At 30.3% G+C, this 23931-nt stretch carries 28 protein-coding genes; 2 read left to right on the forward strand and 26 right to left on the reverse strand.

Annotation, left to right across the window (positions count from 1 at the left end; translation table 11 throughout):
- Together gmk and DWX29_RS02835 are read right to left on the reverse strand one after the other, a co-directional pair.
- The gene (gene gmk, locus DWX29_RS02830; RefSeq protein ID WP_118565127.1) at nt 1–630 is read right to left on the reverse strand and encodes a guanylate kinase; all 630 of its coding nucleotides are present in this window, start codon (nt 628–630) and stop codon (nt 1–3) included.
- Nucleotides 631–635: 5 nt separating this feature from the next.
- Nucleotides 636–1514 (reverse strand): YicC/YloC family endoribonuclease, encoded by an 879-nt coding sequence (locus tag DWX29_RS02835; protein WP_118565128.1) that lies wholly within the window; start codon nt 1512–1514, stop codon nt 636–638.
- Between the two features lie 174 nt (nt 1515–1688).
- Here DWX29_RS02835 and DWX29_RS02840 point away from each other — a divergent pair, with 174 nt between their 5' ends.
- On the forward strand, nt 1689–3425 hold the full coding sequence (locus tag DWX29_RS02840; RefSeq protein WP_118565129.1) for an NFACT RNA binding domain-containing protein: 1737 nt from the start codon (nt 1689–1691) through the stop codon (nt 3423–3425).
- A gap of 119 nt (nt 3426–3544) precedes the next feature.
- Here the strand turns inward: DWX29_RS02840 and DWX29_RS02845 are convergent, their stop codons facing one another.
- The 24 genes from DWX29_RS02845 to DWX29_RS02960 all read right to left on the reverse strand — a co-directional run bounded on the left by DWX29_RS02845 (nt 3545) and on the right by DWX29_RS02960 (nt 22697).
- Nucleotides 3545–3787: a spore coat protein gene (locus DWX29_RS02845; protein ID WP_022089036.1), complete on the reverse strand. Its 243-nt coding sequence runs from the start codon at nt 3785–3787 to the stop codon at nt 3545–3547.
- A 13-nt stretch (nt 3788–3800) separates the two neighbouring features.
- Nucleotides 3801–3986 carry a hypothetical protein gene (locus DWX29_RS02850; protein WP_022089035.1) on the reverse strand — a complete coding sequence of 62 codons (186 nt, stop codon included), beginning with the start codon at nt 3984–3986 and terminating at the stop codon, nt 3801–3803.
- A gap of 340 nt (nt 3987–4326) precedes the next feature.
- A complete protein-coding gene (gene glgA / locus DWX29_RS02855; RefSeq protein WP_118565130.1) occupies nt 4327–5769 on the reverse strand; it encodes a glycogen synthase GlgA in 1443 nt (480 codons plus the stop codon).
- Between the two features lie 76 nt (nt 5770–5845).
- Nucleotides 5846–6646 carry a sporulation transcription factor Spo0A gene (gene spo0A / locus DWX29_RS02860; protein WP_022089033.1) on the reverse strand — a complete coding sequence of 267 codons (801 nt, stop codon included), beginning with the start codon at nt 6644–6646 and terminating at the stop codon, nt 5846–5848.
- 241 nt (nt 6647–6887) lie between these two features.
- Nucleotides 6888–7643 carry an SseB family protein gene (locus DWX29_RS02865; RefSeq protein WP_118565131.1) on the reverse strand — a complete coding sequence of 252 codons (756 nt, stop codon included), beginning with the start codon at nt 7641–7643 and terminating at the stop codon, nt 6888–6890.
- An 88-nt stretch (nt 7644–7731) separates the two neighbouring features.
- Complete coding sequence (gene spoIVB, locus DWX29_RS02870) at nt 7732–8877, reverse strand: SpoIVB peptidase (RefSeq protein WP_158574483.1); 1146 nt, start codon at nt 8875–8877, stop codon at nt 7732–7734.
- A 180-nt stretch (nt 8878–9057) separates the two neighbouring features.
- Complete coding sequence (recN, locus tag DWX29_RS02875) at nt 9058–10746, reverse strand: DNA repair protein RecN (RefSeq protein WP_118565133.1); 1689 nt, start codon at nt 10744–10746, stop codon at nt 9058–9060.
- A gap of 49 nt (nt 10747–10795) precedes the next feature.
- Complete coding sequence (gene argR, locus DWX29_RS02880; RefSeq protein WP_117910192.1) at nt 10796–11245, reverse strand: arginine repressor; 450 nt, start codon at nt 11243–11245, stop codon at nt 10796–10798.
- Nucleotides 11245–12105 (reverse strand): NAD(+)/NADH kinase, encoded by an 861-nt coding sequence (locus DWX29_RS02885; RefSeq protein ID WP_022089028.1) that lies wholly within the window; start codon nt 12103–12105, stop codon nt 11245–11247. The genes argR and DWX29_RS02885 overlap by 1 nt, the downstream gene beginning before the upstream one ends.
- A gap of 15 nt (nt 12106–12120) precedes the next feature.
- Nucleotides 12121–12927 (reverse strand): TlyA family RNA methyltransferase, encoded by an 807-nt coding sequence (locus DWX29_RS02890; RefSeq protein WP_118565134.1) that lies wholly within the window; start codon nt 12925–12927, stop codon nt 12121–12123.
- Entirely contained in the window at nt 12924–14795 is a 1872-nt protein-coding gene (gene dxs, locus DWX29_RS02895; protein ID WP_118565135.1) for a 1-deoxy-D-xylulose-5-phosphate synthase, read from the reverse strand. Before dxs ends, DWX29_RS02890 begins: the two co-directional genes overlap by 4 nt.
- Nucleotides 14796–14797: 2 nt before the next feature.
- Nucleotides 14798–15688, reverse strand: coding sequence for a polyprenyl synthetase family protein (locus DWX29_RS02900; RefSeq protein WP_118565136.1), 891 nt, complete (start codon nt 15686–15688; stop codon nt 14798–14800).
- Nucleotides 15681–15881, reverse strand: coding sequence for an exodeoxyribonuclease VII small subunit (gene xseB / locus DWX29_RS02905; protein WP_022089024.1), 201 nt, complete (start codon nt 15879–15881; stop codon nt 15681–15683). The genes DWX29_RS02900 and xseB overlap by 8 nt, the downstream gene beginning before the upstream one ends.
- Nucleotides 15882–17087 (reverse strand): exodeoxyribonuclease VII large subunit, encoded by a 1206-nt coding sequence (gene xseA / locus DWX29_RS02910; protein WP_199663671.1) that lies wholly within the window; start codon nt 17085–17087, stop codon nt 15882–15884.
- A gap of 3 nt (nt 17088–17090) precedes the next feature.
- A complete protein-coding gene (gene nusB, locus DWX29_RS02915; RefSeq protein WP_022089022.1) occupies nt 17091–17546 on the reverse strand; it encodes a transcription antitermination factor NusB in 456 nt (151 codons plus the stop codon).
- A 142-nt stretch (nt 17547–17688) separates the two neighbouring features.
- A complete protein-coding gene (locus DWX29_RS02920; protein WP_022089021.1) occupies nt 17689–18060 on the reverse strand; it encodes an Asp23/Gls24 family envelope stress response protein in 372 nt (123 codons plus the stop codon).
- An 82-nt stretch (nt 18061–18142) separates the two neighbouring features.
- Nucleotides 18143–18757 (reverse strand): SpoIIIAH-like family protein, encoded by a 615-nt coding sequence (locus tag DWX29_RS02925; protein ID WP_158574484.1) that lies wholly within the window; start codon nt 18755–18757, stop codon nt 18143–18145.
- A gap of 11 nt (nt 18758–18768) precedes the next feature.
- Nucleotides 18769–19332 (reverse strand): stage III sporulation protein AG, encoded by a 564-nt coding sequence (locus DWX29_RS02930; protein WP_022089019.1) that lies wholly within the window; start codon nt 19330–19332, stop codon nt 18769–18771.
- Nucleotides 19322–19627, reverse strand: coding sequence for a stage III sporulation protein AF (locus DWX29_RS02935; protein WP_022089018.1), 306 nt, complete (start codon nt 19625–19627; stop codon nt 19322–19324). Before DWX29_RS02935 ends, DWX29_RS02930 begins: the two co-directional genes overlap by 11 nt.
- A gap of 2 nt (nt 19628–19629) precedes the next feature.
- Entirely contained in the window at nt 19630–20754 is a 1125-nt protein-coding gene (locus DWX29_RS02940) for a stage III sporulation protein AE (protein WP_022089017.1), read from the reverse strand.
- Nucleotides 20751–21131, reverse strand: coding sequence for a SpoIIIAC/SpoIIIAD family protein (locus DWX29_RS02945; RefSeq protein WP_022089016.1), 381 nt, complete (start codon nt 21129–21131; stop codon nt 20751–20753). The genes DWX29_RS02940 and DWX29_RS02945 overlap by 4 nt, the downstream gene beginning before the upstream one ends.
- Complete coding sequence (spoIIIAC, locus tag DWX29_RS02950) at nt 21132–21326, reverse strand: stage III sporulation protein AC (protein ID WP_117910187.1); 195 nt, start codon at nt 21324–21326, stop codon at nt 21132–21134.
- A gap of 10 nt (nt 21327–21336) precedes the next feature.
- Nucleotides 21337–21861: a stage III sporulation protein AB gene (locus tag DWX29_RS02955; protein ID WP_118565139.1), complete on the reverse strand. Its 525-nt coding sequence runs from the start codon at nt 21859–21861 to the stop codon at nt 21337–21339.
- On the reverse strand, nt 21852–22697 hold the full coding sequence (locus tag DWX29_RS02960; protein WP_022089014.1) for an ATPase, T2SS/T4P/T4SS family: 846 nt from the start codon (nt 22695–22697) through the stop codon (nt 21852–21854). Before DWX29_RS02960 ends, DWX29_RS02955 begins: the two co-directional genes overlap by 10 nt.
- A gap of 163 nt (nt 22698–22860) precedes the next feature.
- Here DWX29_RS02960 and DWX29_RS02965 point away from each other — a divergent pair, with 163 nt between their 5' ends.
- The gene (locus tag DWX29_RS02965) at nt 22861–23910 is read left to right on the forward strand and encodes a polysaccharide deacetylase family protein (protein WP_022089013.1); all 1050 of its coding nucleotides are present in this window, start codon (nt 22861–22863) and stop codon (nt 23908–23910) included.
- Nucleotides 23911–23931: the final 21 nt, after the last annotated feature.

Raw genomic sequence — 23931 nt, forward strand, 5'->3', positions numbered from 1 at the left:
TTATTCTCCTTTCGAAAATTTTTTAATATCATTTTTAATTTCTTCAACTTCTTTTTTTGAAGCTGTTCCTGTTGTATCGTTATTCACAACTAAATTGATTTTTTCGACACAACCTTCTATTTCATCGTTAATAACGAAATATTCATAATTATCCATAAATATTGTTTCTTCAGCTGCTTTCATGAGTCTTTTATTTATTACTTCCATAGACTCTGTGTTTCTGCCGACCAAACGTTTTTTTAACTCCTCTGCACTTGGAGGAAGAATAAAAATCATCATTGCTTCAGGCATTATCTCTTTTACCTTCAAAGCGCCCTGAGTTTCAATTTCTAGAATAACATTAATGCCCTCATTTAACTTTTCATTAACAAATTCAAGCGGAGTACCATAATAATTGTCAACATACTGTGCATATTCTAACAATTTATTATTAGCTATCATATCTTCAAATTCTTCTTTACTAACAAAGAAATAATTTACCTTATCAACTTCTCCAACTCTTGGTTTTCTCGTTGTAGCTGAAATTGAAATTGTGTAATCATCGTATTTATCTATTAATTTATTAACTACAGTTCCTTTTCCAACACCTGAGAAACCTGAAATAATTAATAATTTACCCTGTTTACTCATTACTCTTACTCCAAATTCTGTATTTGTTCTCTAATCTTTTCGATTTCAGTCTTTAATTCGATTGCCACATCTGCAATTTCATGATTAGACGTCTTTGATAAAGTAGTATTAGCTTCTCTATTCATTTCCTGAGTAATAAAATCTAATTTTCTACCTATAGCTTTATTGCTATTAAGACTGTCTCTCATAGCCTTAATATGACTAAGCAGTCTTATTATCTCTTCGTCTACACATATCTTATCTGCATAAATTGTTACTTCCTGTGCAATTCGGCCTTCATCTATCTGATTATCCTCAAGTAATTCATGCAATCTTTCATTAATTTTTTCACGATATTCCGCAACAATTAAAGGGGACTTTTCCTGAATAAATAAAACATTTTTTTCTATATTGTCTAACTTATTCATTAAATCAGCTTTAAGTCTTTCGCCTTCTGCATTTCTTGCCTGAACCAACTTATCACATGCCTGTATCATTGCATCTTCAACAATGTGTAATAATTCATCCTCATCTTCACTCTGCTCCTCCATCATTATAACTTCAGGGCAACGTCCTAATTTAGATGTTGTTATATCATTGTCTATTCCTAACTCATCACTCATTTTCTTAAATATATTGTAATATTCAGCTGCAAGTTCAGAATTATACTTCAAGCAGACATTTCCTTCACCTGTGTTTTCATAAGTAATAAAAACATCTACTTTTCCTCTTTCAATCTTAGATTTTAATATTCTTCTAATATCTCCATCTAAATAATTTAATTTTTTTGGAAGTTTTATGCCTGCCTCAAGAAATCTATGATTAACTGATTTAATTTCAACAGTAACCTTTCTCTCTCCTACTGACACTTCACTTCTTCCAAATCCCGTCATACTACATAGCATATCATTCACCATTCATTTCTTTTTAAGCATACAATGCCATAATTCAACTTATTATAATTCATTTGAAATATTCAGTCAAGGTTGACTTGAAATTCATAAAATAATAAAATGAAAAATACATTATTATATTATCAGTAACTTTAAAATTTCGATATACGAAAGGAATTTCAAATTATGGCATTTGACGGAATAACTGTTGCTGCTTTGGCACAGGAATTTAAAAATAAATTTACAGATGGAAGACTGTATAAAATTGCCCAGACAGAAAATGACGAGCTCACATTAACTATTAAAAATGGCAAAGCTCAATACAAACTTTTAATTTCAGCTAATGCAAGCCTTCCATTAATATACATAACTGAAGAATCTAAACCTAGTCCAATGACAGCTCCTAACTTTTGTATGTTACTCAGAAAACATATAAATAATGGACGAATCATAAACATTACACAGCCGGGACTTGAACGAATCCTGGATTTTGAAATACAGCATTTAGATGATTTAGGAGACATAAGACAAAAGCATTTAATTGTCGAACTAATGGGCAAACACAGCAATATTATTTTCTGCGATGAAAATAATATGATATTAGACAGCATAAAACATGTATCAGCCGTTATGAGTTCTGTAAGACAGGTTCTCCCCGGAAAAGAATATTTTATTCCTGATACAATGGATAAATTCGATCCATTATCAGTTTCAAAAGAAGAATTCTTTAACACAGTATTCTCTAAACCGATTAATCTTTCAAAAGCAATTTACACTTCCTTTACCGGAATTAGTCCAACTATTGCTGAAAGCATATGTTATGTTGCAAAATTTGATTCATCTATTCCTGCAAACGTATTAGAACATGGGAATCAAAACTTAATCTGGATTCAATTTTATGAATTAATGAACAAAATTAAAAAAGGTGAATTTACACCTGTTATATATGAAAAAGATGATTTACCTGTAGATTTTTCAGCTGTACGTCTTTCTACTCATTCAGACTGTAATGAAATTATTTATGACGACATGAGTTCTTTGTTAAGGAACTATTATGCCAAGAAAAATTTGCATACACGTATGAGGCAAAAATCTTCTGACTTAAGGCGTGTCGTAACAAACGCATTAGAAAAAGACAGAAAAAAATTTGCTATTCAGGAAAAGCAAATGAAAGATACATTAAAAAAAGATAAATATAAAGTATATGGTGAATTACTTACAACTTATGGTTATTCAATTGAACCCGGCGCCAAGAAATTCGATACAATTAATTTCTATACTAATGAGCCAATATCAATTCCGCTTGACCCTACTATTTCACCAATTGAAAATGCGAAAAAATTCTTTGACAAATACGCAAAATTAAAACGTACTAATGAAGCATTATCAGATATTATTATAGAGACAAAAAAATCTATTGATTACCTTGAAACTGTCAGTGCTTCAATTGATATTGCTACAAGCGAAAATGACTTAAAAGCGATTAAGGATGAATTAATTCAGACCGGATATATTAAATTTAAGCGAACAGGGAAAAAAGAAAAAATAGTAAATAAACCTTTACATTTCATTTCCTCTGATGGATTTCATATGTATGTTGGAAAAAACAACATTCAAAATGAAAACCTTACATTTAAAGTTGCAAACGGTAATGACTGGTGGTTCCATAGTAAAACTTTCCCGGGTTCTCACGTAATTGTCAAATGTGAGGGTAAGGAATTACCTGACGCTACATTTGAAGAGGCTGCAAGACTTGCTGCTCATTTTTCTAAGGGATGTAATCAGGATAAAGTCGAAATTGATTACATTCAAAGAAAACAGGTAAAAAAAGTTGCCGGTGCTATGCCAGGATTTGTTATTTACCATACAAACTATTCTATGGCAATCACTCCTGATATAACAGGTATACAGGAGATTATTTAATATGTACATTTTCCGCCATCAAAAAAGATGGCGGATTTTTTTAATTTGATAAATTTAATTTAAAACATGTTTTTATTAAAGTATTTTTACTACTTTATTTGTATACTAAATTAACTTTACTACTGAAATATAGATTTTACTGACTGAATTTCCTGTTCTGATGCCTGTGCTGCCGGAACATAATAATTCTTTGCTGTAGCAATCTGTGCTAACTGTTCCTGTGACATTTCACATTTATTTCTCATCTCTTTTAATGTCTGTTTTAATTCTTTATTTTCCGTCTGAGGAATCATATTCCCAAACTTCTCAATCTCAGAATTAATTCCTTCTAATGAATCAATAACCATATATTTTTCCTGCATTTTATTACTTCTCCTATCCTAAAAATTTCATTAATTTTTCTTTATTTTGTGTTGCTGAATTAACGCCATCTTCAAAAAATTTTTTTACTTCAGGATCAGTAGCTTCTTTTGCATAACATGACATCTTTTCACCACATGTTTCATATCCTGTAATTAAATGTCTTAAATTCTGTAAATCAAGTTCTGATAAATTACTCATATTGTACCTCCTAATTATCATTACCTAATTTAGTATTTCTTCTTTTAAATTATTTATTCGTAATTTTTTAACATCAAAAAATTTCTATAAAAACTTGGAGTCCTATGCTTGATATATGAGCAAAATTTTTTATAAATACTCGAATTTCTACACTTGACATAGGCCCAAAAAATTTCTATAAAATCTGGATTTCCATGCTTAATAAAGAACAAAAAATTTCTATAAACATTTGGACCACCCATGTTTAAAAAAAATCCAAAAAAAGAAAAGACTGCATAAGCAATCTTTCCTTCTATATCATATATATTCATTAATATCGTTTAAAACTTTTTTGAATATATTATCCTATTAAATTGTCATATAAATTCTTATACTTTTCCGCTGAAGTTTTCCATGAGAAATCGACTTTCATTCCTCTTTCTACAATCTTATTCCAATCTCTCTTTTTATCATAGAATACTTTTTCAGCATATCTTATTGTTCCTAACATCTCATGAGCATTGTAATTTGCAAATGAAAATCCTGTTCCTGTTCCCTCAAATTCATTATATGGTTCAACAGTATCTTTTAATCCACCTGTTTCTCTTACAATAGGTACTGTTCCATATCTTAAACTCATTAACTGACTTAATCCACATGGTTCAAATAATGAAGGCATAAGGAACGCATCACATGCTGCGTATATTTTATGAGACATTGCTTCAGAATAGTAAATATTTGCTGAAACTGACTGTCCGTATTTCCAATCAAAATGTCTGAACATATTTTCGTAACGGTCTTCACCTGTTCCAAGAACAACAAACTGAATTGCATCTGAACAAAGTTCATCCATTATGTATGCAACTAAATCCAAACCTTTCTGATCTGTCAAACGGCTTACTAAACCAATCATCATCTTCTTAGGGTCTACTTCTAATCCTAATTCTTTTTGTAAAGCAACTTTATTCTTTACTTTTTCTTTTCTGAAATTAGCTACACTGTAATTCTTTGCTATATTCTCATCTGTTTCCGGATTATATTCATCATAATCTATACCGTTAACAATACCTGACAGGCAATTAGACCTTGCTCTAAGCAAGCCGTCTAATCCTTCGCCATAGAAAGGCATCTTTATTTCTTCTGCATATGTATCACTTACTGTTGTAACCCAGTCCGCATATACTATTCCACCCTTTAAATAATTACCATTATCATAGTCTTTTAATTTATCCGATGTGAAATAATAATCTGATAGTCCTGCAATATCTTTAATTGTGTTAATATCCCAAACACCTTGGAATTTCAAGTTATGTATTGTCATAATTGACTTAATGCCTTGATAGAACTCGCTATACGCAAAACTATCTTTGAGATATACAGGTATAAGTCCTGTATGCCAGTCATGACAATGTATAATATCAGGTCTAAATCCAATAACAGGAAGTGCTGACAATACTGCTCTTGAGAAAAATGCAAATTTTTCGAGGTCATATCTTACATCTCCATATGGCTTTGGTCCTGAGAAATAATATTCATTATCAATAAAGTAATATGTTACTCCATCAAGTTCCATCTGCAAAATTCCGACGTATTGACGTCTCCAACATAAGTCCATATAAAAATGGTCTACATACTGCATTTTGCTTTTCCATTTTTCATCAATGCACATATATTTTGGAATAATAACACGTACATCATATTCTTTTTTATCAAACCACTTAGGTAACGAACCTACTACATCTGCAAGCCCGCCAGTCTTAATGAAGGGTACAGATTCCGATGCCGCAAATAATATTTTCTTCATATCTAGAACCTCCTGTACATATAGATTTTCTCTTATTATCTAGTATATAGTATTTTGTGACTATTTTAAAGTACAACTATCTACATTTATATTCAATTCTTATCTTATCAGCAATTAATGCTATAAATTCTGAATTTGTCGGTTTACCTTTTTCTGCATTTATTGTATATCCGAACAATTCATCAATTGTATCCATTTTTCCTCTGTTCCATGCAACTTCAATGGCATGTCTTATTGCTCTTTCAACTCTACTTGGTGTAGTCTGGAATTTCTTTGCAATTGATGGGTAAAGAATTTTTGTTATGGAATTTAACATTTCATTATCGTTAACGGACATTATAATCGCTTCCCTCAAATACTGATACCCTTTAATATGCGCTGGAACTCCAACATCATGAATAATATTAGTAACGTCGCTTTCAATATTTCTCTCCATAAATTTCTGCATATCTTCAAGCGGAGCAATTATCTTTTTATTTTCTGGAATTTTTTTCCCGTTAATTCCTTTTGCACTTTTTACCCTGTCTACAATCATATCCATTTCAAAAGGCTTTAACATATAATATCCCGCTCCATAATTAAATGAATCCTGAATAACCGCTTCATTGCTTATTGCAGAAGTTATTATAAAAAAAGGCATCCTTATCATAGTTCCGTCTTTATGTATCTTATCCATCAAAGAAAGACCGTCCATTTTAGGCATAATCAAATCAAGTAATACTACATCAGGACTGGTCCCCTTAATCAAATCAAATGCTTCTTCTCCATTTTTTGCTCTGCCAATTACATTTATTTCATCATCTGAGCCTAAATACTCATCCATCATTTCAACCATTTTATCGTTATCATCTACTATTGCTACCCTAATCTTATCCATATATATTCTCCTAATACATTATTGTTTAGAATGACTTAATCACAGCGCCACGAATTATCTGTTCATTCAACAAGATAAATTATAATTAGTTATTAAACGCGATTCAACTTAAACAAATCGCAATATTCGACAGTATATGACATTGTGGTTTACATATCTGGATTTAATTTTTATATAACGATTATTTATGTCAATAAACGATAAACAAAATGTCGAAACAGGTTTACAAAAGTCAAAAACTTTATTCGTTTATATAGACTTCAAATTCCTCTTCATCAGCAATAAGTATTTTATATCCGCTGTGTAATACAACAGGTACCTTTGGTTTAAGTAAGATTCCATTTACCTTAGTTCCATTAGTTGATTCGTTGTCAGCAATAATATATTTTCCATCCTTATATACTAAAATAGTGTGAATTTTGGAAATATATGATTCGTTAATTTCAATATCTGTTCCCACTCTACCAATAGTAAACGGCCATTTATTAACTACATATCTTTCGCCATTGTGTACTAAAACAAAGTCATCAATTTCAGCCTTAACTTCTGTTTTTCTTATCGGATTATCATCAACTTTCTTTATTAATGGCATTGATTTTGTAAACGGATTTATAACCAATCCATCGATGTCATCTCTTTCATTCATAAGATTATAACATACTCTTGACTGAACTCTTATCAATGAAAAGTGTTCTGCATAATCATCCGGTATTTGATCAAAAGAAGTAAATATAGGTAACATTCTTTTTCTTTCAGAATCTTTAACTACATCTGTTTTCAGAATTACTTTTTCTAAAAATTCCCCATCTGATTGGGCTTTCTTAAAATCAACATCTGCAGCTAATATTACTTCTGCACTCTGTAATAATTTAACAATGCTTTTTTTGTAAATTGCCTTATCAGTTTTTCTGTTATACTTCTTTAACAAGTCCTCCATTTCCTTAATTATTTCAAAATTACTCATTTCACTAATATTTTCTGATCGTCTTGAAGCCATTTGTCTCTCCTTTGTAATTTATACTTATGAATAATTATACCATATTTATGACAATTTATATTAAAAAAATGTTTTTTATTTAATGAAATTATTGAATCATGTTACTTATAAGGCTTCCATACCCTTGATGTGGGTCATTTATAAGCACATGAGTAACCGCACCTATTAGTTTATCGTTCTGAATAATTGGTGCTCCACTCATCCCCTGAATTATGCCATTTGTTTTACTTAAAAGTTTCTTGTCTGCAACCTCAATCACGAGATTTTTGTTCTGATTTGCCCTCTTTCTAACTCTATTAATATTAATATCATACTCGTTATATCTACCATCCTTATAAATTATAATTTTTGCTTTTCCACATTTTACTTCATCTGTTTTAGCAACTGAAACCTCTTTAAATTTTTCTACATCAATTTTATTTAAATCAACATTGCCAAACAATCCTGTTTCACAATTTTTTGTAATTGTACCAACCTTATTTTCTTCGTTATAATCTATGCTTCCACAAAATCCTCCCGGTTCTCCTATTTTTCCTTTTTTAATCCCCCATATATTTGCATAATAAAGATTTCCTGAAAATGAAGTAACCATTTCTCCTGTATCTAAATCACTTATGCCGTGTCCTAATGCCCCAAAAATTCCATTTGAAGTAACAAAAGTAATAGTTCCTAATCCCTGTGTATCGTCTCTAACCCAAAGTCCAATTTTGTATATTCCATTTTTGTTCTTCACAGGTTTTACTTTTTCTGTTATTTCTTCATCATTTCTTTTTATAGTAAGTTCTATTGTTTCCCCATTGCTTTTTTCGACTAAATCAATTACTTCCTGTTTTGAACCTACTTTTTTTCCATTTACTTTTACAATATAATCGCCTTTTTTTACTTTATTTTTCAATGGTGTAACCTTGTTGCCATCTATGCTTTCAAAACCTGCATAATCTATAATCATTATTCCATCTGTGTGAAGATATAGACCTACAGGCATTCCACATGCATATATTTTAGTATCACTTCCATTTATCTGAGCGCTGGCACTTTTTACATCATACTCATAATTAATTCCACTATCGTAATCTTTTGAAGAATTGTAAGCTGCCGTAAGTTCCTTAGGAATATTTTTTTCTATATATTCTTTACCTGTTACAAACACCATAATCGACCCTATAATTATGGAAACTATCAGATATCTTTTATAAATTTTAGCTCTACGTGTATTTTTATTTATTTGTTTCATACTCATTTATCCTCCTATTCTCCTTCTTTTTAACAAATATAAGAAAGCATTTATTTGTTACTTTCTGATTATTTTTTGTGATATACACCAATTCAGCATAAAATATACTTTATTATTATTTACGCAAATAAAAAAAGAAGGAATATTTTATTCCTTCTTAGTTTATGTAGTAATATAACTTTAAAACTGACCTAATTTTGCACGTTCTGCCATTTCTTTCATTTCTGTAGCATGTTTTATAGCTGTCTCGGTAATTTCTCCTCCACTGCTAATTCTTACCAGCTCTTTTATCGAATCTTCTCTTGATAATCTATATATATTCGTTTCAGTTGACTCATCATCAGTATTTTTTTCAATTAGATAATGTGAATCTGCCATAGCCGCAATCTGAGCTAAATGCGAAATACAAATAACCTGATGTTCCTTACTTATGCCCATCAATTTATCCGCTACCATCTGTGCAGTTTTTCCACTAATTCCTGTATCAATTTCGTCAAAAATCATTGTATCAATTTCATCTTCACCGGCAAGTATTGATTTAATAGCAAGCATTATTCTTGACAACTCACCTCCGGAAGCGACCTTTGCTAAAGATTTTACTTCTTCTCCCGGATTTGTAGAAATTAAAAATTCAACTTCGTCCTGTCCATTAGCTGATACATTTTCTTTTTTCGATACATTAATTTTAAATTTAACAGATAAAAAATTCAAATCTTCAAGAGCCTTAACAACCGTTTCTTCAAGTTTTATAGCATATTTTTTACGAAGAGACGAAAGTTTATCACATAATACAACTAACTCGCTCATCTCTTTATCTAATTTTGTTTTTGTCTCTTCTCTCATCAAATTATAATTATTTAAACTATCCAAATATGCCTGCTTTTCACCTTTATAAGCTAATATTTTTTCAATTGACTGTCCATATTTTAATTTTAAATGATTAATAAGATTCAATCTTTCTTCAACTTCAGCAACTCTTTGAGGCTCATAATTTACTTCATCTATATAATCTGATATTTCTCTGGCAAGTCCTTTGCACATATCATCTATATCATATATCTGTTTTTGTAAATCCGATAATTTAGAATCTATATCTGATATTTCCGATAAATCATATCCAACACGACTTATACACTCACACACACCCTGATTACCTTCATATCCCATAATCTGATATGCATCCGAAAGCGAAGACATAATCTTTTCAGAACCTGATAATTTTTTAAACTCATTCTCTACTTCATCATCTTCACCTAAACTTAAATTGGCTGCTTCAATTTCATTAATTTCAAATTCGGCAAATTCACATTCCCTAAGCCTTTTTGTTTCGTCCATATCGAATTTGTCTAATTCTTTTTTAATTTCAACATATTGACTGTATTTGTCGGAAATAGTATTTTTTAGTTCTTTTACCTCTTCACCTGCATATTTATCTAAAATCTGAAGATGTGTATTTTTATAAAGTAGAGACTGATGATCATGCTGGCCATGTATATCTATTAGTAAATCCATTACATTTTTTAAAGTTGTAAGGCTAACAGTTTCTCCATTTATTTTAGACACACTTCTACCATGGGTTATTTTTCTAGAAACCACTATTATATTTTCATCTTCCGGATAAACATCGTATTGTTCTAACTTTTCTTTCAATCTTGAATCAATGCAAAACGTTAATTCAACAAGTGCATATTCTGCACCTTTTCTAATAATGTCTTTTTCAACTTTTTTACCTAAAGCAATATTCACTGAACCAAGAATTAACGATTTTCCTGCTCCGGTTTCCCCTGTCAAAACTACAAGACCATTTGTAAAATCAACATCAACTTCTTTTATTAATGCTAAATTTTTTACATGTAAATTAAGTAACATATTTCCTCCTAGACTGCACATCTCTCCAAATTCACAGGTTAATTAGCCATTATATAATAAAACTTTCTAAATGTTTTTTTACATTTTCAGTATCGTGTGCATCTCTTATCGCACACATAATTGTATCATCTCCAGCAATACATCCTGCAACTTCCTTCATATTAATTGCATCAATAGCAGCAGCTACAGCCATTGCCATCCCTGCAACAGTTCGTACTACCAGAAGATTTCCTGCACATGTCATGGAAAGTATTCCATCTTTTAAAACCCTTATATATTTGCTGTTAATAGTCATGTTTTTACTGTGAGGTAATACATATTTTTGTTTTCCACCATTAATAGATACCTTAGTAAGGTTAAGTTCTCTTATATCTCTTGAAACAGTTGCCTGCGTTACGGCATAACCCTCATCAACAAGACATTTTGCCAATTCTTCCTGTGTTTCAATGTCTTTTTCAGTTATTAACTCTACAATTTTTCGCTGTCTTTGAACTTTCACTATTTATCTCCCATTTTTTTCTTTACTGTCTGTAAAAAACTGCTATCATCAAGCTTCACTAATTTTGTTGAAACCTGTGACTTTTCAATTGCTATAACATCTCCTGATTCAACCTCAACTATATTATCTCCGTCAAAAGAAATTCTTCTAAATTCTCCTTTTGGGTTCTTACATGTACCTATTGTAACTTCTATCTTATCTTCATCTGATAACACTATACTTCTCTGTCCTATTGAGTGAGCACAAATTGGTGTAAGAATAATTAAATTTGAATTAGGTCTTGCAATAGGTCCTCCTGCCGATAAATTATAAGCCGTAGACCCTGTAGGTGTTGATAAAATTATGCCATCAGCCTGAAATTTACCAAGTAACTGATTATTTACATGAACATAAAAATCAGAAATTCTAATGTCTGCACCTCTATGAATTACAATATCATTTAATACAGATGCTGAATATATTTCTTTATCATTTCTTATTATTGTTCCCTTCAACATCATTCGTGATTCAATTTTAAAATCATCCATAAGCAATCTATATAATGCATCTTCTATATCTTCAACACTGACTTCTGCTAAAAAACCTAAAGTTCCTTTATTAATCCCCAAAAACACAATATCTTTTGACATCAAATCCTGTGCTGCCTGTAAAAGCGTTCCATCACCACCAATTGTAATGACACACTCAAGATTTTCAGGCATCTTATCCGGATTTGTGTAATTGTATTTTTCATCTGTTAAATCTGAATTTTCAGAAATAAAGCACGTTCCGCCTTTTTCAGTAATAAAGCCTTCGATTTTTTTTGATAAAACATAATCTTTATCTTTATTATTATTTGTAATTATGCAAAAATTTTTCATTTATTTACTCCAAATTTATTTGTCCAATTCCTTATGGGAATTTTCAACTACATCTTTAACGGTAATTTCGACATCTTCTTCATTTTCATTTAATTTTTTCTTTAAATACAATAAATATTCAATATTACCTTCCGGTCCTTTTACAGGGGAAAAATCTAAATTTAAAATTTTTAAATTAATACTTTTTGCATACTCTATTACATTATTTATTACTTCGATATGTACATTTTTATCTCGAACAACACCCTTTTTCCCTACTTTTTCTCTTCCTGCTTCAAACTGAGGCTTTATTAAACATACTATTTCACCATCATCAGTTAAAAGTTCTCTTACAGGCAGTAAAACTTTTGTCAAAGATATAAATGATACATCTATCGATGCAAATTCTATAACATCATCTATATCATCTCTTGTAACATATCTTATATTTGTTTTATCCATGCATACAACTCTTTCATCCTGAACAAGTTTCCATGCAAGCTGACCATGTCCAACATCAACAGAATAAACTTTTACAGCCCCATTTTGAAGCATGCAGTCTGTAAAGCCACCTGTAGAAGCCCCTACATCCATACATATTTTTTTATCTAAAGTAACTCCAAACTTGTCCATTGCTTTTTCAAGTTTAAGTCCTCCACGGCTAACATATTTCAAGGTTTTACCACGAACTTCAATATTAACTGTATCTTTAAAAAATGTACCGGCTTTATCTTCTCTTTCATTATCGACAAAAACAATTCCACTCATTATAATTGCCTTTGCCTTTTCTCTTGATTCTGCTAAACCTCTTTTAACTAATAAAACATCTAATCTTTCTTTCATTTTATGAAATTTAAAATCCTTTCACATATACTGTCTGCATCTAACTGCAATTTTTTTCTCAATTCTTCTACAGTTCCCTGCTCTACAAATTCATCCTCTATAGCTAAATTCATAACATCATTTTTATAGTTTTTGTCAGCCATATAAGATATAACTGCTTCACCATAACCACCATGTCTTATTCCTTCTTCTATAGTAACTATATATTTATATTTTTTAGCTATAGAATCTATCATTTCTTTATCAAACGGTTTTAAAAATAGTGCATTAATAAGAGTTGGTTTATACCCTTTAGCATTAAGACTTTTCACTGCATTATACGTTTCTTCAATAATATTTCCAACCGCAATTATTGCAACGTGTTTTCCTTCTATTAACGTTTCGCTTTTGCCCATAACAAGTTCATTATTCAAATTTTCAAATACATTACTTGCTTTACCTCTCGAAAATCTAATTGCTATCGGTCCATTATATTTTTGAGCAAATTCCAATGCTTTTTCTAATTCTCTTCCATTTTTAGGAGCAATTATGGTCATGTTAGGAATATTTGAGAAAAATGATATATCAAATATTCCCTGATGAGTTTCACCGTCTTTTCCAACCAACCCTGCTCTGTCGACAATGAATGTAACCGGTAAGTTTTGCAAACATACATCATGTATTATCTGATCATATGCCCTTTGATAAAACGATGAATAAATTGATATAAACGGTTTCTTGCCATTTGCTGCTAAACCGGCTGCAAAAGTAACAGCATGTTCTTCTGCTATTCCTACATCAAAAAATTTATCTGGATATTTATCACCAAATTTTTTCAAGCCTGTTCCATCCGGCATTGCAGCAGTTATTGCAACTATATTTTTATTTTCATTGCCTAATTCTAATATCTTATCTGAAAATATATCTGTATATGTTTTTACATTGCTCTCATTAATTTTTTCACCTGTTTTAACATCAAATGAATCAATTCCATGAAATTTAGTAGGATTATTTTCTGCCGGCAAATAGCCTTTTCCTTTTTTGGTAAGTACATGAATTAATACAGGATGTTCAATTTTTAATGCATCCTCTGTAATTCTAATTAGTTCATCTATATTATGTCCATCTACAGGTCCTATATAAGTTACACCCATATCGTCAAAAAATTTGGCATGTACAAAGAACTGTTTAAAGTTATCCTTAACCCTTTTTACTCCGGCACTTAAAATATCACCAATTTTTGGAATACCTTTAAGTAAATGTTCAACGTCAACTTTAAATTCATTATAATGTTCGCCAACTCGTATTTTATTTAAGTATTTTGACATTCCACCTACATTTTCAGCTATAGACATATTATTGTCATTTAAAATAATAACAAAATTTCTTTTTAATGCAGCAACATTATTTAAAGCCTCAAAAGCAAGTCCACCTGTAAGTGCACCGTCTCCGATTACAGCTACTACCTTGTCATCATTACCATTTAATTTATTTGCTGTTGCAATTCCTAATGCAGCTGAAATTGATGTTGAACTATGTCCTGTATCAAATGAATCCGCTTCACTTTCATTTCTCTTTGGAAATCCACTTAATCCTTCAAAGCATCTTAATGTAGTAAAATCATCTTTTCTGCCCGTAAGAATTTTATGTGTATATGCCTGATGTCCTACATCCCACACTATCTTATCCTTAGGAAGATTTAAAACAAGATGCAATGCCATCGTCAACTCTACTACTCCTAAATTAGAAGCTAAATGTCCACCTGTCTTACTTACATTTTCTACAAGAAAATTTCTTATCTCCTGAGCCAAAACCGGATACTTATCGTGTGGTATCTTTTTTATATCATTTATATTGTTTATTTCATCTAAGTATACATATTTGCTCATATCTATTTCTTTCTGTTTATCAATTCATTAATAAGATTATTCAAGAACTCGTTTTTATAATTTAATTCATCTAATAAATTTAATGCATCATTAGAATAATCTTCAACTTTTTTCTTTGCGTCATCAATTCCCATTAAAGTCACATAAGTTGTTTTGTGATTCTTCTCATCGCTAAGAACCGGTTTTCCTAATTCTTCAGTTGTACTTGTAACGTCTAAAATATCATCCTGAATCTGAAATGCAAGTCCCACATTTCTTGCAATCTGTTCCATTTTTTTGATATCATCATCGGTTGCATTTCCGAGTATTGCACCTGTCATCATAGACGCCTCTATTAAAGCTGAAGTTTTCAACTTATATATAAAATTAATAGTATATATATTCATTGGTCTGTCTTCATTTAAAACATCTACTGTCTGTCCGCCAATCATCCCATAAACACCTGCTTTTTTAGCGATTGTGCTCATGGCTTTTGCCATTTTTTCAGGCTGCTTGCTGTTAACAACAGCTTCAGACATAATTTCAAAAGCATAATTTAACAAGGCATCTCCTGCTAAAATAGCCATATCCTCACCAAACGCTATATGTGTTGTCTTTTTTCCACGTCTGTATTCGTCATTATCCATTGCTGGAAGATCATCATGCACCAATGAATATGTATGAATCATTTCCATTGCAGCCATAAACGGATACGCTTCTTCATCATTTCCACCAAATAGTCTGCATGATTCTAAAATAAGCATTGGACGAAGGCGCTTTCCTCCAGCTTCAACACTATAATTCATTGCTTCAAAAATTATTTTCTGAAGTCCTTCTTCTTTAGGGCAATACTGTTTAATAATATCTTCAATTTTGGAAATTTCAGTTTTTTTCTGTTCAGCATAATTATTCATCTTCACTACCACCTTCAATCACTTTCATTTCCTTTTCAACTTTATCTATCTTATCATTACAGTCTTTTATTAATTTTAATCCTTTTGAATATAAATCAAAAGATGTTTCTAATGTAACATCTTCTGACTCCATTTTTTCAATTATTTCTTCGAGTTTAGTAAAATTTTCTTCGATTGTACTTGCCTTACTCATTTATAAACTCCCTTTTTCAATTTTTTCTACGACACTTGTTACTTTTCCATCTTTAAGATTTAACAATACCTTTTCTCCTACATCAATCTGTCCGACAGAAGTAATAGTATGCAAATTATCATCAGTTATATACGCATATCCATTAGATAATTTATTTAATGGTGATAAACCATTTAAACGTTCTGCTAAAATTCCCAAAGTATGTTTATCATTTGTTAATTTATTTTTAAATAAATTCTCCATTTTAGTAAAAAGTTCATCTACGTATTGTTTCTTTGTTAACAGTTGATTTTTAGGACTTGCATAATTTACTCTTGCCTCATAATTTTTAACTAAAATTCTATTCTTTTGAATTTCTCTTTCAAGTTTATTTTCAAGAGTTCTTTTATATTGGAATAACTTATTTTTAAATTCATTGTAATCAAAAACAGCTAATTCTGCAGCTGCTGATGGTGTTGGTGCTCGCAAATCAGCTACATAATCAGCTATTGTAGTATCTGTTTCATGCCCAACAGCTGATATTACCGGCGTTTTCATATTAAAAATTGTTCTTGCAACTGCTTCTTCATTAAACGCCCATAAATCTTCTATAGAACCACCACCACGTCCTACAATTATAACATCCATGTCCATTTCATCTAAATACCTAAGTCCTTGTACAATGCTTGCAACTGCATTCTCGCCTTGTACGATTGCCGGATATAAATATAATTGAACATATGGATTACGTCTTGAAGATATATTTCTTATATCCTGAATAGCTGCTCCTGTACTTGCTGTGCATATTCCGATTTTTGTGGCATATTTAGGAATAGGCTGTTTGTACATAATGTCAAACATGCCCATTTCTTCTAATTCTTTCTTTAATTCTTCGTATTTCTGATAAAGTTGTCCTGCTCCATCTAGCATTATCTGTTTTGCATATACCTGATATGATCCACTTTTTTCATATACTGAAACACTTCCAAGAACAATAACATCTTGTCCTTCTTTTAATGTAAAATTAAGTCCACCTCTGTTACCTGCAAACATTACACCGGAAATAACACCACCTTTATCTTTTAGCGAAAAATAAATATGACCTGACGTATGATATTTACAATTACTTACTTCACCTTTTATATATATACTGTTCAAAACAAAATCCTGAGTAAACATATTTTTAATGTAAGAGTTTACCTGAGATACTGAATATACTGATTTCATTATTTACTCCTGAAATAACTTAGCTAAAATTCCATTAATAAATGCAGGTGCATTATCACTTCCATATTTCTTTGCTAATATAACAGCCTGATCAACTGCAACTTTTCCCGGAACTTCATCATCCATAGCCATTTCATAATATGCAAGTCTTAATATAGACAATTCAACTTTTCCCATTCTGTCAGTCTTCCAACCTACTGCGACTTCATCAATTGCTTTATCAATTTCAGGAATTGCATCAATTATTTTGTTAACTCTCTCTACTATATATTCTTTATCTTCAAATGGAATTAATTCTTCTACACTATCTTCACTAATAATCTTATTAGTCTTTTCTCTTTCTTCATCTTCTAAAGATTCCATATAAAGTTTATATTGTTCTCCCATTTCTTCTTTACTATGAAATTCTTTACAAAAAAGTAATTTAAATGTGTTTTCTCTTATTTCCGTTCTATTCATATCTGCCTCCTAAGTTTTAATTACTAAGCGAATATTTTCATAACCCAACTAGTATATCTATATAAATCATATCATGTCATACAATCATCAATCTATATCCCAAAAAAGGGTGTCATAAATGACACCCGCTTTTAAGGTATTATTATTTTACTTCTACACTTGCGATGTTGACATTGACTACATCGACATTCAATCCTGTCATATTCTCTACAGAGCTTTTAACCTTACTCTGAACTGCTTTAGAAGCTTCTAAAATATTTGTTCCATATTCCAGGTTTAATGATAAGTCGATAACCATGCTGTTTTCTGATACTGTAACCTTTACTCCCTTTGAAAGTTTCTTCATTCCAAGTTTAGCAACTATATCAGCTGTTATATTGCCTGCCATCGAAGCTACTCCTTCAACTTCCATTGCTGCAACAGCTGCAATCACTGCGATTACATCATCATTGATTTCAACTTCTCCAACTTCTCCACCTTCATATATAGTATAAGTAGTTCTCTTTTCTTCCATTTAAAGCCTCCTAATTATTTCATCTTTGTGCTTGTCACGTATAAGTATATCATTGCGGCAGTATTTTTACAACTTAATTTACTTACTTATGCGCAGGGGTTATTACAATTTTATCTGCGCTAATATCTGTTTTTCTTTTAATCGTTTCCTCTATTTGTGCCCTCTTCTGGTCTGTTATTTCCTGTTCATCTATAATTACATCTACCTGGTTATCCGAAACCGTTACAATTACATTTGAAAAGCCTTTTGCCTCAAGCAATGTTTCTATTGTATTTTCCAACTCACTACTTTTAGTAATCTCAACCATTGCTTCTACTGCACTTGTTTTTTCTTTTTCACTTACTGTTTCGTCATTTATAACTTTTAATAATGTTTCTTTGTTTTTTGAGCGGATTTGTTCTCTGTCTATACGTGCCTGAATGATAAAATCCGTAAGCTTCGAACTGGTCATTACAGCTTCTCCCGGCTGAAGTGTTGTTTCTTCCACTGCTTCACCTGTTTCATTTTCATCGAGGCTTGCAATTTCTCCATTACTTAATATGTCATCAGTTCCATATGTAGACTCATATATTTCATTTGTAACTTCTTTGTTTTTGTTATTAAAATTTGCATCCGTATACTTAAGGTATCCTGCAATTACAATTAGTATTGCCAAAACTGTTACTATTATCTGATTCTTTTTAAATATTTTTTTCATGATTCCTCCTATCATTTCATTTCTGTTACCGATATTTTATGTGATTCAATATCAAATAATGCCTGAATTATACTAATAATATTATTTTTTATTTCACTATCAAAATTTCCTTTGATACACACTGCCACACCTTCAACCTGCGGATATAATTCTTTGACTACATATGGCTGTTCTCCATTCTCTCCATCTACTATTACTGTGTTGTTTTTTTTACTTTCTTTGCCCGTTTTGTTTGTTTCCCTTTCATCATTTTCAACAACAACTTCATTGTCTTCTTTAACGATTCTTTCTTCTGATGATTTTAAAGTAATCATCACTTTTGCCTTATTCACCCCCTTTATGTTTTTAACAAGTTCTTCAACTTCTTTTTCAATCTCATCTTTATATTCGTATTTCTGATTAAATGTATTTTTTTCTTCATACTGACTATACCTTGCTTTATTTTCATTTACTTCATCTTTTTTTAAATAAGAACTTGCAATCAATAATACTCCTGCTATTCCAAGCATTATCCATTTTGTAAGTCCTATTTTTTTTATATTTTCATACAACTGCGAAAATAAATCATCTTTCAAAGTTCTCTCCTTCTAGAATTCTTTCATAAATTTTTGTTTCCATTTCATTTATTTTTTCATCAACCTGTAAATCATTATTTAATTCAAATGAAACATCATCCACTTTGTCATTAATTTCATTTAACAAAAAATCAAAATTTAAAATAGGTTTTAGAATAACTATTATAAGTAATATTCCAATTAAAACTTTTATGTATTTTTTATAGTTTATGTTTGGCATAAAATCTAAAATCAGATTTGCAAAAAGACTAAAAAAAACTATCCCTTTTATATATCCTGCTAATTCTTCAAACATCCTTATCCTCCATTGCCGGTAGAAATACAAATTATTGCAATTGTAATAATAAATAAAAAGCCAACAACACTTATTCCTCTGTTTAATAGTTTTATTCCTTCACTTGTCTGCTTAATACAATTCAATATTCTTTTATCTGCAATTGGTTGTAATACTGCACCACTTATCTGAACTACAGCTGAATATGCAGTCATTTTCACCATTGGAACAATGCACACAAATACAATCAATATTATTGCAAGAACCCCGATACTGTTTTTTATTATTCCTACTGAACTCAATATTATCTGTGCTACTGCGTCAGTCCCATTTCCAACTATCGGTACATTTGAAATAATTTTCTTTGCTATATTATTTTTTGCTAAATCTGTTGTCGGCAGAATCAGACTTTGAATCAAATTAAGTCCGGTAACTGTCCCTAATATAATCTTATAAATAAAATTAATTGCTTTTTTTATCAAATCTGCCATACCTGACAAAAGATCTTCTTTTGAAATTGAATTAACCATGGATATTGCCATATATACTTTAAGCATAGGAAATACAATATTCAGTATGACAGCCTCTATTACTGCTATAAGTGTCATAATAAGACTATTGAAACCAAGTGCTGTTGCCTGACTTGTAATTCCAACCGCCAGCAAATATGTAGGAATTATTGCACCCATAAGCTGTAATATAAACAAAACAAGTTTTTCTCCAATTTCCATTGCAATTTGAAAAATATACATTAGTGTAGAAATCTGCAAAACATAGCAAGCATAAAATGCCATTTCATTAACGCCATTTTTAGATGATGAATACGAGAAATTAACAATCAATGCCGCAAATACTGTTGTAAATATGATAGTAATTATTACCTGTTTTATATCATTAAACTGATTTTCCAATTTATCTCTTACATTATCGATAATTATATTTACCGCAGCCATTACATTTCCCTTAGAAATTTCCTGTAACAGTTCATCTATATCAATGGAATACTTTTCACTCTGCATAACATTTTGTGTTTCTTTTAAATCGAAATCATCAAGTGTAATATATGTATTTGATTCAAATTCATTTGCATAAACGCTTTTACAGCAAATTATTCCTACAATTATTGAAACTAATATTATTCTTTTCATAACAGCAACCCATTTATACAATTAATTAACGATTCTAATATTGGAACACTTACTACAAGAATTGTAATTTTCCCATAAATTTGGATTTGATTTGACAATGCGCTATATCCGCTATCTTTAGCAATATCTGATACAAACTCGGCAATGTAAGATATTCCCATTATTTTGAGAAGAATTATAATTTGCTCGTCATTTATGCCGGTATCATTAATTATTTTTTTCAATATTTCAACAACTTTAATTATTCCTGAAATAGAATAAAAAAATATAATTACACAGCCGACAATCATAATTACAACACTATATTCACTTTTAATATTTTTTAACTGCAGGGCCAGAATAACTATTATTATTCCTAAAACTCCAACGGTAAACATTTATAATTCGAACAGGTTTTTTATAGTATTAAAAAGCTCATATATATAAGGAATTATCCACATAAGAACCAGTATTAATCCTGCAAGACTTGTTAAAAAAGCCTGTTCCTCCCTTCCGCTGTGTTTTAATATTTGTCCTATTACTGAAACAATTATTCCAACTGCAGCAATTTTAAAAATTATACTTATATCCATAGCATCACCATTAAATTATCGTTATAACAATAAGTAAACCAAACATCGAGGCTACTGTTTTATAAAGTCTACATTTCTCATCCTTTTCTTTTTCAAGCTTGTCTATTTGCAATTGGATTTTTTCTAAATATAGATTCATATTATTTATCTGAGTATCCTTGTCCGTTATTCCAAGCAAATTTCCCATATCCTTTAAATCATTTAAATCAGATGCTTCAAGACTGGTTTTTGTCTTAATTTCTTTTTCTACATTTTCGCACCATACATCTGTTATTTCTCTTTCAGTATTTCCATTCAAATCCTTAACTACACTTTCCAAAAATTCCTTTATAAATTCTTTGGAATTTTTGGAGATTTTTGTAAAAACATAATCCAGATTCGAATTGTTATATTTAATTTCTCCACAAATAAAAATAATTGTTTTCTTTATTTCCTCAAGCTGCCTTAGTCGATTTAAATAATTCGAACTAATCTCTTTGCCCGACATGCAACCCGCTACAATTAAAAATGCTGCTCCAATAAACTTTATATACATTCATATTCTCCAATCTCTTCTATATAAATATATTTTTTAAACAAATCCTTATATTTTGTCACTTTTTCATTTACATTGCTACCATGTGCTGTAGCAATAACACCAACCCCACTTTGCTTAGCAAAATATAAACCTTCTATATCTTCTTTATTTCCAATCTCATCAACAGCAATTATGTCGGGAGCCATTGCACGTATTGCCATGACTATTCCATCTTTTTTCTCAAATGCAGTCATAACATCTGTTCTTATTCCCAAATCATTTGTAGTCATTCCTTTATAACTTGCCGCAATTTCGCTTCGCTCATCAATTACAGATATATTGAACTTACCTTTATCACTTAAAAGCCTTATAATGTCCCTAAGTAATGTTGTTTTTCCTTTTCCGGGCTCTGATATAATTAAAGTATTTTTAAATATGTTATTTTTATATATTTTTTCATATAAATCGTTTGCACATCCAATAATTTCTTTTGCAGACCTGAAATTTAAATACGATACATTATTTATATATTTAATTTCATTATTTTCATAAACTGCTTCACCACAAATTCCAATTCGATGCCCACCTTTTACGGTAATAAATCCTTTTTTTATTGAATTTTCATATGCGTATGTAGAGAATTCCGTAATTATGTTAAATATCCGATTCATATCTGTATTTTCAATTTTAATTTCATCGATTACATATTCTTTTTTTATTGTCCTAACGCAAATCGGTTTATTTACCCTTATTCTAATTTCCAATATTTGCTCTATATCAGGCACTTTATTTTTTATTTCTGAGGCTATTTTTTGTGGCAAATACTCTAATACATTCTTTCTTTCATTTCCCATATTGAATTATATGAGGACATGCCACAATTATGCTATTTACTTTTTTTAATTTGGACTTTAAAATGGATTTATGTTATATATATATAAATTTATTTTTTGCATCTGATTAGTATAATCCTTTATTAGGATTACATTTATTACTTGCAATGGAATGGAGATTTTTATGAAAAAAAAGTTTTTAAAAACATTATGTTTAACAGCACTTGGAATTTTTATATGTTCCACTATAACAATGGCTGAGGAAATTACTACTTCTGCAGTTATACCTGAAACATCAACAACGGTTATTTCAACTACAGACACTACTGTAGCATCTACTACAAATACACCTACAGACACTACTATAGTTAAGAAAAAGCCTAAAATTAAATCTACGATAAAAAAAATTTCACTTAACAAAACTGTTTTAAGATTAAACAAAAAGGATTCCCGTAGTCTTAAAGCACTTTATACTGACAAGAAAAAAGAAGGCATAATCTGGGTTAGCAAAAATCCATCTATTGCTAAAGTCAACAAAAAAGGCGTTGTTACAGGAAAGAAAAAGGGCACTACATATGTTTACTGTATGTCTAAGTCCAAAAAAGTTAAAGCCAAATGCAAGGTTGTTGTCGGAAATTTTAAATATATGGCTGTAACATTTGATGACGGTCCAAGTCCATACACAAAAAAATTAGTTGATTCGCTAAAAAAATATAATTATAATTCAACATTTTTTGTTGTTGGTCAGTATGTAACTGCTAAAAAATCTGTTTTAAAAGAATCTTTTAACAACGGAAATGAAATCGGAAGTCATTCATATGACCATGCTAAATTAACCAGTTTATCAGAATCAGATATTAAATCTGAATTTAACAAAACTAAATCTGTGGTTAAATCTGCAATCGGAATCTATCCTACACTTATAAGACCTCCATATGGAAGTTTTAATGACACTGTATCAAAACTTGCAGATGTTCCTATGATTTACTGGTCTGTAGATACTCTGGACTGGAAAAATAGAAATGTTAACTATGTATATAAAGAAATTATTAAAAGCGCTGACAAAGGAGAAATAATTCTTCTTCACGACTCACATCCTACATCTGTAGACGGATTCATTAAAGCTTTGCCCGAATTAAACAAAAAAGGCTATGAACTTGTAACTGTCAGTGAATTATTCAAATTAAATAAAAAGAACTTAAAACCTGGAACAATGTATTATAATTGCTATTAAATTAAATATTGCATCATTTAT

The sequence above is a fragment of the Eubacterium sp. AF19-12LB genome, from assembly GCF_003479125.1.
GTDB lineage: Bacteria > Bacillota > Clostridia > Lachnospirales > Lachnospiraceae > Eubacterium_U > Eubacterium_U album.

Bases quoted from the DNA above. Each gene is read 5' to 3' on its own strand.
- DWX29_RS02840 (WP_118565129.1), top strand. From the start codon at position 1,689: ATGGCATTTGACGGAATAACTGTTGCTGCTTTGGCACAGGAATTTAAA.
- DWX29_RS02935 (WP_022089018.1), bottom strand. From the start codon at position 19,627: ATGTTTGAAGAATTAGCAGGATATATAAAAGGGATAGTTTTTTTTAGT.
- DWX29_RS02960 (WP_022089014.1), bottom strand. From the start codon at position 22,697: ATGGGAAATGAAAGAAAGAATGTATTAGAGTATTTGCCACAAAAAATA.
- DWX29_RS02900 (WP_118565136.1), bottom strand. From the start codon at position 15,688: ATGAATAATTATGCTGAACAGAAAAAAACTGAAATTTCCAAAATTGAA.
- DWX29_RS02940 (WP_022089017.1), bottom strand. From the start codon at position 20,754: ATGAAAAGAATAATATTAGTTTCAATAATTGTAGGAATAATTTGCTGT.
- DWX29_RS02945 (WP_022089016.1), bottom strand. From the start codon at position 21,131: ATGTTTACCGTTGGAGTTTTAGGAATAATAATAGTTATTCTGGCCCTG.
- DWX29_RS02845 (WP_022089036.1), bottom strand. From the start codon at position 3,787: ATGCAGGAAAAATATATGGTTATTGATTCATTAGAAGGAATTAATTCT.
- DWX29_RS02835 (WP_118565128.1), bottom strand. From the start codon at position 1,514: ATGCTATGTAGTATGACGGGATTTGGAAGAAGTGAAGTGTCAGTAGGA.
- spoIVB (WP_158574483.1), bottom strand. From the start codon at position 8,877: ATGAAACAAATAAATAAAAATACACGTAGAGCTAAAATTTATAAAAGA.
- DWX29_RS02865 (WP_118565131.1), bottom strand. From the start codon at position 7,643: ATGGCTTCAAGACGATCAGAAAATATTAGTGAAATGAGTAATTTTGAA.
- DWX29_RS02965 (WP_022089013.1), top strand. From the start codon at position 22,861: ATGAAAAAAAAGTTTTTAAAAACATTATGTTTAACAGCACTTGGAATT.
- xseA (WP_199663671.1), bottom strand. From the start codon at position 17,087: ATGAAATCAGTATATTCAGTATCTCAGGTAAACTCTTACATTAAAAAT.
- recN (WP_118565133.1), bottom strand. From the start codon at position 10,746: ATGTTACTTAATTTACATGTAAAAAATTTAGCATTAATAAAAGAAGTT.
- spo0A (WP_022089033.1), bottom strand. From the start codon at position 6,646: ATGGATAAGATTAGGGTAGCAATAGTAGATGATAACGATAAAATGGTT.
- DWX29_RS02920 (WP_022089021.1), bottom strand. From the start codon at position 18,060: ATGGAAGAAAAGAGAACTACTTATACTATATATGAAGGTGGAGAAGTT.
- DWX29_RS02955 (WP_118565139.1), bottom strand. From the start codon at position 21,861: ATGTATATAAAGTTTATTGGAGCAGCATTTTTAATTGTAGCGGGTTGC.
- nusB (WP_022089022.1), bottom strand. From the start codon at position 17,546: ATGAATAGAACGGAAATAAGAGAAAACACATTTAAATTACTTTTTTGT.
- DWX29_RS02890 (WP_118565134.1), bottom strand. From the start codon at position 12,927: ATGAAAGAAAGATTAGATGTTTTATTAGTTAAAAGAGGTTTAGCAGAA.
- gmk (WP_118565127.1), bottom strand. From the start codon at position 630: ATGAGTAAACAGGGTAAATTATTAATTATTTCAGGTTTCTCAGGTGTT.
- spoIIIAC (WP_117910187.1), bottom strand. From the start codon at position 21,326: ATGGATATAAGTATAATTTTTAAAATTGCTGCAGTTGGAATAATTGTT.
- DWX29_RS02885 (WP_022089028.1), bottom strand. From the start codon at position 12,105: ATGAAAAATTTTTGCATAATTACAAATAATAATAAAGATAAAGATTAT.
- DWX29_RS02850 (WP_022089035.1), bottom strand. From the start codon at position 3,986: ATGAGTAATTTATCAGAACTTGATTTACAGAATTTAAGACATTTAATT.
- glgA (WP_118565130.1), bottom strand. From the start codon at position 5,769: ATGAAGAAAATATTATTTGCGGCATCGGAATCTGTACCCTTCATTAAG.
- DWX29_RS02925 (WP_158574484.1), bottom strand. From the start codon at position 18,757: ATGAAAAAAATATTTAAAAAGAATCAGATAATAGTAACAGTTTTGGCA.
- dxs (WP_118565135.1), bottom strand. From the start codon at position 14,795: ATGAGCAAATATGTATACTTAGATGAAATAAACAATATAAATGATATA.
- xseB (WP_022089024.1), bottom strand. From the start codon at position 15,881: ATGAGTAAGGCAAGTACAATCGAAGAAAATTTTACTAAACTCGAAGAA.